This window comes from Roseovarius nubinhibens ISM (assembly GCF_000152625.1).
Taxonomy (GTDB): domain Bacteria; phylum Pseudomonadota; class Alphaproteobacteria; order Rhodobacterales; family Rhodobacteraceae; genus Roseovarius; species Roseovarius nubinhibens.
In genome coordinates, this window is sequence record NZ_CH724157.1 from 7,309 (window position 1) to 19,661 (window position 12,353).

General features: G+C 61.6%; 17 protein-coding genes and 1 pseudogene. 3 read left to right on the plus strand and 15 right to left on the minus strand.

Features of this window, described 5'->3' with window-relative positions:
• From ISM_RS17130 to ISM_RS17180, 12 genes are all read right to left on the minus strand, one after another.
• Positions 1-608, minus strand: a 608-nt coding sequence (locus ISM_RS17130) for an ATPase, T2SS/T4P/T4SS family (protein ID WP_009815539.1), incomplete at its 3' end; no start/stop codon positions are given.
• Between the two features lie 4 nt (positions 609-612).
• Entirely contained in the window at positions 613-1,995 is a 1,383-nt protein-coding gene (locus ISM_RS17135; protein ID WP_009815540.1) for a TraB/TrbI/VirB10 family type IV secretion system protein, read from the minus strand.
• Positions 1,992-2,678, minus strand: coding sequence for a TrbG/VirB9 family P-type conjugative transfer protein (locus ISM_RS17140; RefSeq protein WP_009815541.1), 687 nt, complete (start codon positions 2,676-2,678; stop codon positions 1,992-1,994). Before ISM_RS17140 ends, ISM_RS17135 begins: the two co-directional genes overlap by 4 nt.
• Positions 2,679-2,689: 11 nt before the next feature.
• Positions 2,690-3,343 (minus strand): VirB8 family type IV secretion system protein, encoded by a 654-nt coding sequence (locus tag ISM_RS17145; RefSeq protein WP_009815542.1) that lies wholly within the window; start codon positions 3,341-3,343, stop codon positions 2,690-2,692.
• A gap of 17 nt (positions 3,344-3,360) precedes the next feature.
• A complete protein-coding gene (locus tag ISM_RS17150; RefSeq protein ID WP_040618660.1) occupies positions 3,361-4,170 on the minus strand; it encodes a type IV secretion system protein in 810 nt (269 codons plus the stop codon).
• Positions 4,170-5,324, minus strand: coding sequence for a lytic transglycosylase domain-containing protein (locus ISM_RS17155; RefSeq protein WP_198011700.1), 1,155 nt, complete (start codon positions 5,322-5,324; stop codon positions 4,170-4,172). Before ISM_RS17155 ends, ISM_RS17150 begins: the two co-directional genes overlap by 1 nt.
• The gene (locus ISM_RS18455) at positions 5,314-5,481 is read right to left on the minus strand and encodes a hypothetical protein (protein ID WP_009815545.1); all 168 of its coding nucleotides are present in this window, start codon (positions 5,479-5,481) and stop codon (positions 5,314-5,316) included. The genes ISM_RS17155 and ISM_RS18455 overlap by 11 nt, the downstream gene beginning before the upstream one ends.
• The gene (locus ISM_RS17160) at positions 5,478-7,853 is read right to left on the minus strand and encodes a VirB4 family type IV secretion/conjugal transfer ATPase (protein ID WP_009815546.1); all 2,376 of its coding nucleotides are present in this window, start codon (positions 7,851-7,853) and stop codon (positions 5,478-5,480) included. The genes ISM_RS18455 and ISM_RS17160 overlap by 4 nt, the downstream gene beginning before the upstream one ends.
• Positions 7,843-8,121, minus strand: coding sequence for a VirB3 family type IV secretion system protein (locus ISM_RS17165; RefSeq protein ID WP_009815547.1), 279 nt, complete (start codon positions 8,119-8,121; stop codon positions 7,843-7,845). The genes ISM_RS17160 and ISM_RS17165 overlap by 11 nt, the downstream gene beginning before the upstream one ends.
• Entirely contained in the window at positions 8,114-8,407 is a 294-nt protein-coding gene (locus ISM_RS17170) for a TrbC/VirB2 family protein (protein WP_009815548.1), read from the minus strand. The genes ISM_RS17165 and ISM_RS17170 overlap by 8 nt, the downstream gene beginning before the upstream one ends.
• Complete coding sequence (locus ISM_RS17175; protein ID WP_009815549.1) at positions 8,404-9,024, minus strand: lytic transglycosylase domain-containing protein; 621 nt, start codon at positions 9,022-9,024, stop codon at positions 8,404-8,406. Before ISM_RS17175 ends, ISM_RS17170 begins: the two co-directional genes overlap by 4 nt.
• A gap of 43 nt (positions 9,025-9,067) precedes the next feature.
• A complete protein-coding gene (locus ISM_RS17180; protein WP_009815550.1) occupies positions 9,068-9,436 on the minus strand; it encodes a hypothetical protein in 369 nt (122 codons plus the stop codon).
• Between the two features lie 210 nt (positions 9,437-9,646).
• On the opposite strand from ISM_RS17180, the gene ISM_RS17185 reads away from it, so the two are divergent.
• The 3 genes from ISM_RS17185 to ISM_RS17195 all read left to right on the plus strand — a co-directional run bounded on the left by ISM_RS17185 (position 9,647) and on the right by ISM_RS17195 (position 10,675).
• Entirely contained in the window at positions 9,647-9,898 is a 252-nt protein-coding gene (locus ISM_RS17185) for a hypothetical protein (protein ID WP_254655720.1), read from the plus strand.
• A 124-nt stretch (positions 9,899-10,022) separates the two neighbouring features.
• Entirely contained in the window at positions 10,023-10,280 is a 258-nt protein-coding gene (locus ISM_RS17190; RefSeq protein WP_009815552.1) for a helix-turn-helix domain-containing protein, read from the plus strand.
• Positions 10,281-10,447: 167 nt separating this feature from the next.
• Positions 10,448-10,675, plus strand: coding sequence for a hypothetical protein (locus ISM_RS17195; protein WP_009815553.1), 228 nt, complete (start codon positions 10,448-10,450; stop codon positions 10,673-10,675).
• A gap of 120 nt (positions 10,676-10,795) precedes the next feature.
• Here the strand turns inward: ISM_RS17195 and ISM_RS17200 are convergent, their stop codons facing one another.
• From ISM_RS17200 to ISM_RS17210, 3 genes and pseudogenes are all read right to left on the minus strand, one after another.
• Complete coding sequence (locus ISM_RS17200; RefSeq protein WP_198011701.1) at positions 10,796-11,542, minus strand: hypothetical protein; 747 nt, start codon at positions 11,540-11,542, stop codon at positions 10,796-10,798.
• Positions 11,543-11,738: 196 nt separating this feature from the next.
• Positions 11,739-12,011, minus strand: a complete 273-nt coding sequence (locus ISM_RS17205; RefSeq protein ID WP_009815135.1) for a hypothetical protein — start codon at positions 12,009-12,011, stop codon at positions 11,739-11,741.
• 16 nt (positions 12,012-12,027) lie between these two features.
• Positions 12,028-12,353 (minus strand): annotated as a pseudogene (locus ISM_RS17210) (ISNCY family transposase); the annotation flags it as partial.

The window sequence follows — 12,353 nt, forward strand, 5'->3', positions numbered from 1 at the left end:
GGCTGGGTCGGCAGAAGCTCGGAGGCTTCCTCAATGGTGACGATGCGTTCCTCGGCCGGTACGTGAGAGAGGATCTTGCGCGCGGCGACGGTCTTGCCGGTGGAGGTGCCACCCGAGACGATCATGTTGAGTTTGTTCTCGACGCAGAAGGCCAGCGCATCATCGATCAAACCCGCGGCCACCACTGCGCGCAAGGCGCGCTTTTTTTCGACGCGCAGGTCTTCGAGCTTGCGCTCTTTTCCGTAGAGGAAATCGAGCGCAATGCCCTCGAGTGGCAGGCTTGAGAAGAACCGCAGGTTGATCGACATGGCCGAGAGCACGGCCGGCGGGGTGATGACCTGTGCGCGGATCGGGCGACCCTTGTAGGTGATCGAGACCGAGACGATCGGGCGGTCCTTGCTCATCGTTGTATTGGCCGAGGAGGCGATCTGATTGCCCAGGTCCCTGACCTGAACGCCCGTCAGCCTCTGGTCCAGCGCGCGCATGAAGTGATCCCCCTGGAATTCGCCCCAACAGGTCCCGTCGGGATTGATGCAGATCTCGATGACATCGTCGCGGGCGGCGGCGTCGATCCGGTCGAGCGAGGTTTCGAGATAGCTCAGCGACATGGGCTCAGAATATCTCCAGATCGCGGTCGACCATGACCGTGACGCGGGCGCCCTGGTCGACATAGATGACGGGGCCGATTGAGAGATAGTCGCCGATGACGCTGTCCGTCGCATCGGCCAGATCATCGCCAACGTCTTCGAGAACGTCGGCGGCAGTCTCGTCCTGGACCTCGGAGGCGGCGGCACTTGGCGCAGCCGAAATCAGCGAGATCAGGGCGGCCGACCCGAAACGCTCGGCGAAGCGTGTGTCCACGAAACCCGTGACGCCGGAGCGACCCAGTTCATCGCCCCCGAAGGAGCTGATCTGGACGGTCTGGTTGTCGGGCAGGATGATCCGGTCCCAGGCGATGGTCACGCGGCGCTGCGCGATATCGACGCCGGCGCGGTAGCGCCCGATGAGACGGGATCCGCGGGGGATCAAGAGGCGCGCGCCATCGACGCTGTAGACATCCTCGGACACCACGGCACGGGTCTGACCGGGCAGGGAGCTGTCGAGGGCGGTTTCCATGACGGCCTGGATCATGGTGCCCTGGATGATGGTGTTGGAGGGATTGGCGATCACCTCGGCCTGCGTCACGGCGGAGGGCAACGCACCGTTCAGCACGAAATCCGTCACCTCGCCAAAAGTGCGTTCGGTCAGAGCCGTTTCATTCGCTCCGGAGGCACCGCCAAAAGCGATGGTGGGCGAGGTGGTGCGCCGCTCCTGGAAGGCGCGTTCCTCCGCGGCGCGGCGCTCCAGCTCGGCCATGCGCCGGGCTTCTTCTTCGCGGCGCAGTCGCTCTTGCTCGCGTGCGAGCAGCTCATCTTCCGTGGGGCCCGCTGGGGCGGGTTGGGGCCGGCTGGCTTCGAGTTGGGCCAGTTCCAGATCCATGCGGAGTTGCTCAAGGCTGCGATCCCGCGCCGTCAGTTCGTCCTGGAATCGTTGCTGTGCGGCTTCCGAGGCGGCTTGCAGCGCCGCGATCTGAGCGGTCAGCGCGTCGATCGCCTCTGCGGCGGCGGTGTCTTCCTCGACGACCGGTTCGGGGGCGTTGCGCAATTCCTCGATCTGGGCCTGCAGGGCGGTGATCTGCGCCAGAAGCTCCGCGTTGGGCTCGACGGGGTCTGGTCCGACGAACACAACCTCGGGCTCGGGCGGGGGCAAGGTCTCGATGGCACCAAAGCCGTCCCCCTCGCTTTGAAAAACATCCGGGGTGGCCGTCGGCAATGCTTCCTCTTCGTCGGGCTGTGAGAGGAGATAAAGCAGGGCACCACCCGCGCCGATGACGATGACCACGATCAGCGCGAGAAGGGGCGACCGGCGCTGCACCGCCGCTGTGGGCGCGCGGGCACTGCCTTTCTCAAGGGCGGCGAGGCGTTTTTCCAGCTCGATGTTCCCGGTATCGCTCATGAGGCGGCCTCCGCGGGCGGGATCGCCTCGATGCAGACCACCTCTTCGCCAAGTCGCAGGACCCATTGACGGTTCACGCCGCTGACGCGGATCACGCCGTCTTCAGGGGTTTGCGTGTTGACCGTGCGTTCACGGCCGCCCGCGTAGCGGAAGATCGCGGGCACAGGCGCGTTTCTTGGAAAGGCGAAATACGTGAACGTCCCGTCATCCCAGATGCGCGTTGGCGTGAACTCGGTCCGCGCGCTGGCGCCATAATTGTAGTTCGGCGCTTGGGCGGCGATGGCCCGGGTCGGGCGCGCATCGTCCTCCGGATAGCGGAACTGCACCACGTAGAAGGTCGGGCTGCGGACCTCCTCGACGTTGAAGTAGTAGCTCCGGCGGTTCGTATAGACTGTCACATTGGTATGCACCCCGCGCGCCACAGGCTTGATCGCGAAGGCCTGACCGCCCGGGACGCCGTCGATCTCGAAGCCCTCGGTGTCGCCCGCGATGATCGAGCGGATGCTTTCGCCCTCGCCGAACTCGATGGTGGTCACATGGGTGAGCGAAACGCTGAGACGGTAGACCTGACCCTCCTGGTAGGTGGCCAAGCGCACTCGGCTGTCGTTGGGACCGCCACGCGGGATGGCTTCGGCAGAGGCGAGGCCGGGCAACAGGGCAATGACAAAAATAAGCGATCTCATAAACAACAACGTCAGTTCTCCAATCTGTCGGAGCGGATGGAATATTCGAGGACGGTGAAGCCGAATGGATTGGTCCAGACCTCATCGATGGAGCGGCGGGTCTCCGGGCGGAACTCGAAGAGAAGCGTCGCAGTGAAGAGGCCGGTCTGGATGCCGTTAATGGACGTCAGGCGCTTGCGCAGGCGGACCGTCGCGCGGTTGGTTCCGATCCGGTTGATGCTGAGGATTTCCACGTCGAGCCGAGCATTGGGGCCATAGACCGTCGGCGGGTAATTCTCGTTGGCGCTGTTCCAGATCTGGCGCAGCCCGCTCTCGGCGGCCCCATCCGAGCGGCGCAGGACGCTGCGGATGCGCAAATCGTTGTCGAGCTGATTGTAGACCTCACGATCGGTCACATAGCGGAAGACCTCCGCCTCGATGATCGCCTGGTTGGCGGTGACCGAGGAAGCGCCCACCGAGGCCTCGGGGAGTGCAAAGCCGGTGGCGGGATCATAGGGGACAACGACGGGGGGCGGATCGACATCGAGGATCGAGACAGCTGCCGCGCTCAGACAGCCGATGATGCCGAAGACAAGGCCTATCAGGCCAAGACGCTGCCAAAGCCGTTCACGGCGCAGGGCACCATAGACCAGTTCTTCCTCGATGATTTCTTGTTCAGTCGCCACCCGTCATGCCCCCACGATCAGTCTGCCCGGAGGTCTGGCAAGGTGAAATCCATGAAGCGCTGCTCTTCGGCGATGGTGGCGGCATCGATCACGCCGCCCGTGCCATCGCCCACCGTTTGAATCGCTTCCAGCTGCCACATTGCCACGAGGGCGATGGCCAATTCAGCTGTCACGCGCGTGTTGAGATCGACGCTTTGCTTGAGCTCTTCCATGTCGTCGATGAGCCCGACAAGGCGGTCTACCCGCTCGAGCGACTGGCCGGCATCTTCATAGCTGTTCTGGGCGGCGGCTGAGACGAGTGCGCCGGTTGTTGCCTGCGTGGCCACACGGTTGGCCCCGGGATTGCCGCTGGTGGCCATTTCCGAGAGCGTGTCTTCATCGAAGCCGAGATCGGCCAGCACCCGGTCCATCTGGGTTTCGATCTCGCCTGCGCCAGAACCGGATAGGCCCGAGAAATCCCCAGTCTTGATCGCGTCAATCGTGGCGAGGATGTCCCCGAACTCTTGGTCGAGCAGACCGTTCAACTCGTCTTCCATTTCCGTCCGGATGATTTCTGGAAGCTCGGCAAGGCGGGTCAACGCTTCATAGGTTCTTTGCAGCTCCGCGAGTTGATCCGTGAGTGTGGCAAGCTGTTCGCGGAGCTGCGTCAGCTGCTCGTTTTGCAGGATCTCGTCTTCGATCATCTGCCGCAACTGCTGGATGTTTTGCGCGATGTTCTGGGTGTCGACGACCGGTACACCTTGTGCTGCGGCAGGGGGTAGGGCGCTGAACTGCAAGCCAACGCCAAGTGTCGTGGCCAAAGCTGTCCTCAAGAGCAGATGTCCCATCATTCAATCTCCCTGATCGTGAATTCCATGAACGCGCCTTCGGCCATGCGGGCGCTGGCCTGGGCCAGCTCCTCGGCAGAGAGGACGCGGGTGTGTGCCGCCTGAAGCCGGATGCGTGCAGCGACGAGGCGCACGAGTTCGGCGCGGGCATAAGTGTTGAGCGCGACGCTCTCCTGCACGTCCTCGGTTTCGGAAATCCTTTCGACGATATCCGCAATACGCAGCGCGGCCTGACGGATCGCGACAGGCGAGTTGTTGCCATAGACCGCCGCGCCGTGCCCCGTGATCGAGAGGTTGGCATTCGCCAGAAGTGCGGGGTCTATGGTGCCGAGCGCTTCGATCCCGCCGATGCGGCTCAGGTAGAGATTGTAGCGTTCGGGGATGACCTGAACGTAGTGCTGGGTTTCGGCAAAGGGCGGCACCCCACCATATTCGAACACGCGACCGGGTCCGGCATTATAAGCCGCCAGTGCGTTGATGATATTGCCATCGAAGGTATTGAGCTGGGTCGCGAGATAGCGCGCGCCGCCATGCACCTGAAGGTAGGGGCTGTCATAGTATTCCGGGTTGATGCCCAGATCGCTGGCCGTCCCAGGCATGATCTGGGTGAGACCATAGGCGCCGACGGGAGACCGTGCCCCAATCGTAAACCGGCTTTCCTGCCAGATCAGCGCTTGCAGCAACGCGCGCCACTGGACGGGCGAGAGCCCTGCGCGGCCAACACCCGCAAAGCCGCTGGTCTCCTGGGCCACGCGGATGATGAGCTGCTCGATGTTTTCTGCCGCATCCCCGAACATTTGCGCGCCGCCGGGATTGGGGTCGATCTCGGCACTTCCATAGACCGCTTCGACCGAGCGGTCTGGATCGCCGTTACCGTCCTCAAGCCCCAAGACCATCGCGGGCAGGCCCTGACCGCCGAAGCTGGTCTGGGCATCGAGGATGCGTCGGAGGGTTTCCAGCTGCTCCCGTTCGATCTCGGCGATGAGTTCGCGCACTGCAAGCTTGTGGGCCTGAACAGCCAAGTCTGCCTCGCGATCGCCGGTCTCGACGATGTCACGCGCTGTCAGCCCACTGTCATTGGTCGGCACGCCTTGAGACAAGGCGAGACCGGGCAGCAGGCAAAACGCGAGGATATGAGGCAGGCTAGACTTCAACGTCGCCCTCCGGCGCGCCGAGCGGTGCGAAGTGGCAATCCTGGGCTGTCGCTGCCGTCGAGGCGAGAAAGGAAAAGCAATTGGCCTGCGGCTCCCGATACTGGGTGCAGGAGGCCAGCGCGCCGAGCGCAGCCAAAGCGATAAGAATACGGATCATGAAAGCCTCCAAAAATCTGGGCGGTCGCGGTAATCGGTGCCGACAAGCGCTTCGCCCTTTTCCATGCCGCCAAGGATCGTGAGATTGGGCCCAAGGGCGCTCAGATCGGCATCGACGACGATTGAGCCCTGATCGTCGCGGATCAGTGCGAGGCGGCTGTTGCTGCCCGTGTTGAGAAGGACGTCGAGCTCCTTCTCCGTGAGGTTCAGCATCGCGTAGTCCGAGGCATTGGCGCGGATATTGGGCAGCAGGATCTGCGTCGGAACGGCTTCGACAATGGTCTTGCCGGTCCGGGTGCGCTCAAGCTGGCTGGCATATTGCGTCATCATCACCGCGACGGTGTTCTGCTTGCGCGCAGTCACGAGCCAGTTCGACAACCGTTCGGCGAAATATGCGTTGTCGAGCGCCTTCCAGGCCTCGTCGATCACGATGATGGTGCGGCGGCGGTCCTCGATCTCGCGCTCGACCCGGCGGAAAAGATAGGACAGGACCGCCATCCGTTCCTTGTCGGCCTCGCTGTCGAGAATGCCGGTCAGATCGAAGCCCACGACATCGCCCTTGAGCGAGAACGTGTCCTCGAGGCTCTGCCCGAAGATCCAGCCGTAGCGGCCGTCTTCGGTCCACTCGAGCAGGCGCTGGTGCAGATCGCCGCCATCATCGGTGGACACAAACAGCGATGCGAAATCCCGCCAGTTCCGCAGGGCCGGATTGGTGGCCTGGGCATTCTGGCGCACGACCTCCTGGATGCGGTTGGTCTGCGCCGGGGTCAGGGGCTTGTCGGCGCGGTAGAGCAGGGTTGTGAGCCAATCCGAGAGCCAGGCGGTGCCGCGCGCATCGGTCTCTGTCCAGAGCGGGTTGAGACCCGTGGGCTGGCCGGCTTTCAGGGAGGCGTAGCGCCCGCCATTGGCGCGCACCGCCATCTCCATGCCAAGACGGTAATCGAAGACGAAGATACGCGCCCCTGCGCGACGGGCCTGGGTCATCAGAAAGGCCGACAGCACCGATTTGCCGGACCCGGGCCGCCCCATGATCAGGGTATGGCCGCTGGTCGGTTCTTTGTCGGGCGATCCCTGCTCGTGATAGGAAAACCGGTAGGCGCTCTGCTCCGGCGTGGGCAAATATGTGACGACCCGGCCCCAGGGGGTAAGTGCTGCAGGTTTGCCGAGCTGTGTCCGGTGGAAGGCCGCAAAATCCGCGAAGTTGCGGTTGGTGACGGCGCTGGCGCGGACGCGCTTGGGTTGGTTTCCGGGATGCTTGCTGAGGTAATGCGCCTTGGCCGCGACCCGCTCGCCAATCATCTTCACGCCTTCGGTTGCGGCGGCGTTCACGATCTCGGCGCTGAGGGTTTGCAGTTCTTCGAGCGTGTCGCAAAAGAGCGTCACGACCATGTGATGCTCGCCGAAGCTTTGGCGCTTGGCCTCGAGATCATCGGCGGCGATGTCGAGGGCTTCCAGGAGCGAGAGGGCTGCGTCCTGGCTGGCCTGCATCTGGCGCTTTTGCCGCTTGATGCGGCCCGCCATGAGGTTCGAATTGATCGGCGTGAAGGAGTGCGTCACGATCATGTCGACCGGCAGGTTCAGCATGTCGAACATGGTGCAGGAGGTGCCTTCCGAGTATTCTCCGATGGTGAAGCTCTTGCCGTAGCGGTGGCCCACGACGCCCTCGGAAAGCTCGAAATGGTCGCCGTGAAACGTCACGCGGGTATTGGCGACGTTGAAGGACAGAAAGCCGTAGGTGTTGGCCGGGTAGAGCGGCAGCTCGGTGCCCGTGTTGAGCGCGCCCAAAAATCCCACCAACTCTCCCGATCCGGCTGACAGCAGGCGCGGCTTGAGCTCGGTAAGCCCCGAGAGGAAGACGTTCACGGCCTCACCTAGGCGCTGCAGGCGTTTGCGGGTCTCCTCTTTCAGTCGGTCCGGCGCGCTGCGGCTCAGGAACGGCAGGAGGCTTTTCGGAGGCGGGCGGTGAATGACGGTGAGCGTCAGTGTTTTGTCGCGGAGCCCGCTGGTCTCGAGTTTCGCGCTCCAGCGCCGGTCCACCTCGCCCGCGAAGCTGTCCTCACGGATGGGGTCGAGATCAGGTTTGATGGCCTTGGAGACCTTGTGGACGTAATAGCTGAACTCCGGCCCCAGCTGCGCGACGATGCGGGCAAAAAGCGCCGTCACCTTGTCGAGATAGGCATCGTCCGTCGTGTAGCTGTTGATCCCCTCGAGCCGGATGCAGCGGAAGAGTTCGTTCACCCGGGTCCGCACGGTCTGGTCGTCGACGAGGCTCACATAGGGCAGCATATGCGCGAGGCGGGTCTCGCGCGCATACCAGTCCGGCGTCATCGTGCGGAGGTCGAGCGCCGCATCACGGGCTTTATCACGGGGCATAGCTGTCCCCGTCGTGGATGGACCGGTTGCGCGTGGGTGGCGTTTCCTGCAGCGCCGTCATCATCACGTCGATGAAACGCGGGTCCCAATCCGCGGCCTTCCAAAGCACCGGATAGAGCAGGGCGGCGACACCCAGCACTGCGATGTGCTGGACCCAGACGAACAAGAGCACCGAGCCAAAGAGCCAGACCATAGCGTACATGATGGGCAGGCCCAGAAGCTTGGGCGGGCGCACGAGGCCCAGAAAGAGAGGCGCGCGCTCAGCCACCGGCAAAGACCGCGGCAACGATGGTGGGGGCAGCGGCAACACCGGCGATCCCGACAAGCACCCAAAGCGCCTGGCGCAGATCGATGATGTTGAAGAACCAGCTCAAGAAAACGCCGAGGACCGCGAGTGTGGCGATGACCACACCTAGAGGGCCGGTCAGCGCATCGACAATGCCCTGCAACAAGCTTTGGATCGGGGAGAGGTCGATGCTCTGGGCGAGGGCGGGCTCGGCAATCAGCAGGAATAGCGCCAGCGAGGCGACAAAGAGGTTTGAAATCGGTCTCATGAATTTGATCCTTCCAATCGGGCCACGACGGCCATGACGCGGGCCACGTGGTTCTGGGTTTCTCGGTAGGGGGGAATGCCGCCATACTGGCGCACAGCATCCGGGCCGGCATTGTAGGCTGCCAGGGCAAGACGCGGATGGCCGAACGTCTCCAGCATTGTCGCAAGGTATCGGGCGGAGCCATCGAGATTCTGCAGCGGATCACGCGGGTCGACGCCAAGGTCGCGTGCAGTCGCTGGCATCAACTGGCCGAGACCGATAGCGCCCGCAGTTGAGATTGCATCCTGCCGGTAGGCGCTCTCCACTTCGATATTGGCGCGGTAGAGGCTCAGCCAATCCGTGACGGACAGTCCTGCGCGGCGCAAACCGGGATGGCCGGCATAACGCAGGGCTGTTGCCTCGATGCCCGAGAGAACGTCTGCGCGGGGCAGGGGTGCTGGCTGGGCGAGTGCTGCAAACCTCAGTGCGTCAGGCTCGAGCGCTGCTTCAGTGTCACCAAGAATGGCCAAACCATCGGACGCCGATCCCTGACCAACGCCGTCGTTGTAGTTCCGGGCAAAACTGCTCTGAGACCGGGATGGGGTCAGAGAGCCGTCGCTCTCCATGACCAGGACCATTTGCGCTGAGGCTGGCGCGGCGACCAGCCAGAGACAGACGAGGTTAGCTGCCAGTGCCCAAGTCTGACGGGGCTTTTTCTGGCGGGGCGAGTTTATGCGTGCGGCTTGTACCCGCCTCAAGCGGCAGGTCGACATGCGCAAAGCCAAGGCCAATGAAGAAAGACACCACGCCGGAGATCGTCTTGAACTCGCGGATCTTGATATCGTTGTAGGTCGTCCGCGTGCGGGCGGTGACGAGGAGCTTTTCCACCCCATCATCAGAGACAACGCGCATGATCCAGACCCCGTAATAGCTGGGGCCTTTCTTATGTGCCGACTCCTGGCACAGGATTTCTGCGCTATAGCCGCTTTCCACGAGCTCGCGGAACCTGGCTTCCGTAACCACATTTGGTGCTTCGATGTCCCAGTTCATGGCCCGGCTCACGCTTTCTCCAATGGCGCAACCCTGGGCATTCCTACTTGAAGCCCAGAGTTACGATAGTATATTATCAACCGCAAGATGTAATATCGTGCTTTAGCTGTAGTTTGGTCACGCAAACACTAGTCACGGCCAGTGTCTGCGATCAAGGAGATAACAGGTTTGAGAAACCCAAGGTTGACATGCCTGCTCCCATTGCAAGCTATAGTCCTTCTAATCTGCGTTCCCGGGCCGGTTTTGGCGGAATCCTGCTTCGCCCCGGCCCGTCCTTTCCTGCCAAGCGATTCGCAGGCAGCGCGAGACTATGCGGACATCATCCGTAGCGATTTCGAAGACTACATCCAGAATATCCAGAGCTACTTCCGTTGCCTCGACAGCGAACGCGCCCGCGCTTTCGAGGAAGCGCGCGAAGTCAGCGAGGACTATGCCCGGTTTCTGCAATTGGCAGGGGATTGATGGGCAACCTCGGGAGCATCAGACTTGTAGCCCATGAAAACCAGACGCCGATAACACCCTCATATATCTACTTTTTAGATAATAGATTTCATCCGCTAGCGACGTCACAAAAGGTATGTGACGCGTGGCAAAGACAATCAGAAGCACGGGACAGGTGGCACTCTGCCAGGCGTTGGTCGACGCCCGAATCAAGGCAGGCCTTGGACAGGCTGAATTGGCGACTAAGCTCAGATGCCACCAATCCCTCATTGCCCGCCTTGAAAGCGGCCAGCGCCGAGTCGACGTCGTCGAACTGGTCGTCCTCGCCCGCGCCATCGGCTTTGACCCCTACGAGGTTCTCGCGATCGTTGAAGTCGCCACGGAGCCCGACCATAGAATTTGAGAAAAGTGCAAATTTGGGGCGTACCGCTTTGGATATCCCTTCGTGAAATCCGCTACCTCAAGGAAGAGCAGTTAGCCAACATCCACCAATTGCGTCATGCTGTGCAGGCGAAGCCTGGGAACACGATGCCGCGATTGCAGCGCCAAAGAGCAGGAAGTCAGTAAACAGTGGACGATGATAATGGTGAAGGCGTCGCGATTGCCAATCTGATCGGGACCGACGGGCGCAGCGTTGTTGGTTGGGTTTATAGCTGGACTACAGGCGCGCACGCGGTGATGTGGGACGTCCATGGACCCCAGCCGGTATCGAAAATCCAGCCGGATATAAGTGACGAACAGAAGCAAGAAATCGACTTCGATGCGCTCATGCGGATCGGAAGAGACGAGGGCGGGTGAGGAGGGCTACCCTGCGGCGTTTGCCGAAATGCCAAACTGCACTGCGACGACTAGGCGCGCGAGGTGGCACTGCACATGTCCGCGAAACCAATCTTACAGTCCGAGCCATTTTGCGTCAGTTCAGTAGTTCACCTGTTCAAAGCCGTAGTTGCCCTCGTAGTCACGCCAGTCGACGAAAACGGATCGATGATAGATACCGGGGCAATTCTGGCCCCATCGTTCGAGACCGGCATGGGCGGCTGGTAGGGCGGTTATGGAGGACCTCTGCCAGGCGAAGTCACCTTGCGTTCCATATGTGCCGAGGACCACGGTGGCACTACGGTTGCAGTCGCCGTCGCGTCCGGATTCGTGCTGTCGCGCATACCGGACATCAAAGACGCGAATGGACCGCACGAAGTTGAACTCAGGTCCGCTGATATCGATGTCCGCGCGATCTCGAACGAGCCCGAGGGCCTGCTCGGCGGGAACAAGGTAGTCTGGGGTTTCTGAGGTGCGCCAAGCGGCCGCAATTGGGTCAGCGGTATCGCGCGCTGGAAAGGATTGTCGCAGACCAGTGCTGTTGTACTGGAAGAACGCTTCAAAGATGCGGTCTGAACTGTTTGGTGCTGGAGCGGTCTCAAAGGAAGCGCCCATAGGGCAGCGCCAGATTTGAAGCGGAGGCTCCACCGGCCAAGGCGTAATTCGTCGGATGAATTCGGCGCGTGCTCGGGCGCAAGGAACGGAAGCAGGCCAGCCGCCAGACAAGCACAAGAGGATCGCGCAATCGATCGGGTATGTCTGCGCGCGAGCGGGCATCGGCAGCAAAGAACTTGTCACAGTCAAAGCGACTGCGACCGACGGGAGGAGCTTCTTAAATAGATGACGCATGCTGAGGGCTCTCTGTGACTAGGCTCAGCATATCTACGATAATATACTATCGCAACACTAAGGTTTTGTAAACACCATTCAGAAATGTCACCGGCTGCGCAAAACAGAAACGTCACCAAGAGGCGTGACGTGAGCAAGGCTTAGCAGCCCGTAGACCCCACATATCGAAGGGCTGAAAAGCCTTGCGGGGCTCAGGTCATAGACCGAGCTTTCGCCGTTCTTTCTTATTGTAGAATGCTTTGATGCCTTCTTCGCGCAGGATCTCTTCAAAGGCGCGCCAGGCGAGGCCATCACCGAAGAAGGGCGGGTTATCGGAAACCGTCAACGTGCCGAACTGGTTCTCCACGGACAGGATCCAGCCGGGATTGATGCTGGTCCGGTAGATCTCAACATCGAAATGATGCCCGTCGATGACGACGGATTGCGTGTAATCGGAGAAGATGATTTCTGGGTCGTCGTCGGCAGTCATGCCTTCATTCTTGGGCCTATTCGGCCGCGTGCACAATCTTCTTCTTGGCCCGCGACCCTGACGGCCGGCTTGGTCTCCGGCCATTCGGCTTATAACCCATCTTCTCTGAGTTCGTCCGCACCTTGGGCTTGGGCGGGGCGGCCTCCTGCATCTCTTTGATGTGCTCGAGGACAGCGCTCAGGCGTTTGTTGCCGGTGATAGCCGCATGGGTCACGCGCTGATCCATGTCGAAGATTTTGTAGGGCAGGGAGCGGCCTTTCCAGCGCGCCTCAAACCGGCCATCCACGAAGGCGTATTGTCTACATATTTGCCGACCAGGCCGCGTGTGATCTCGCTTTCCTC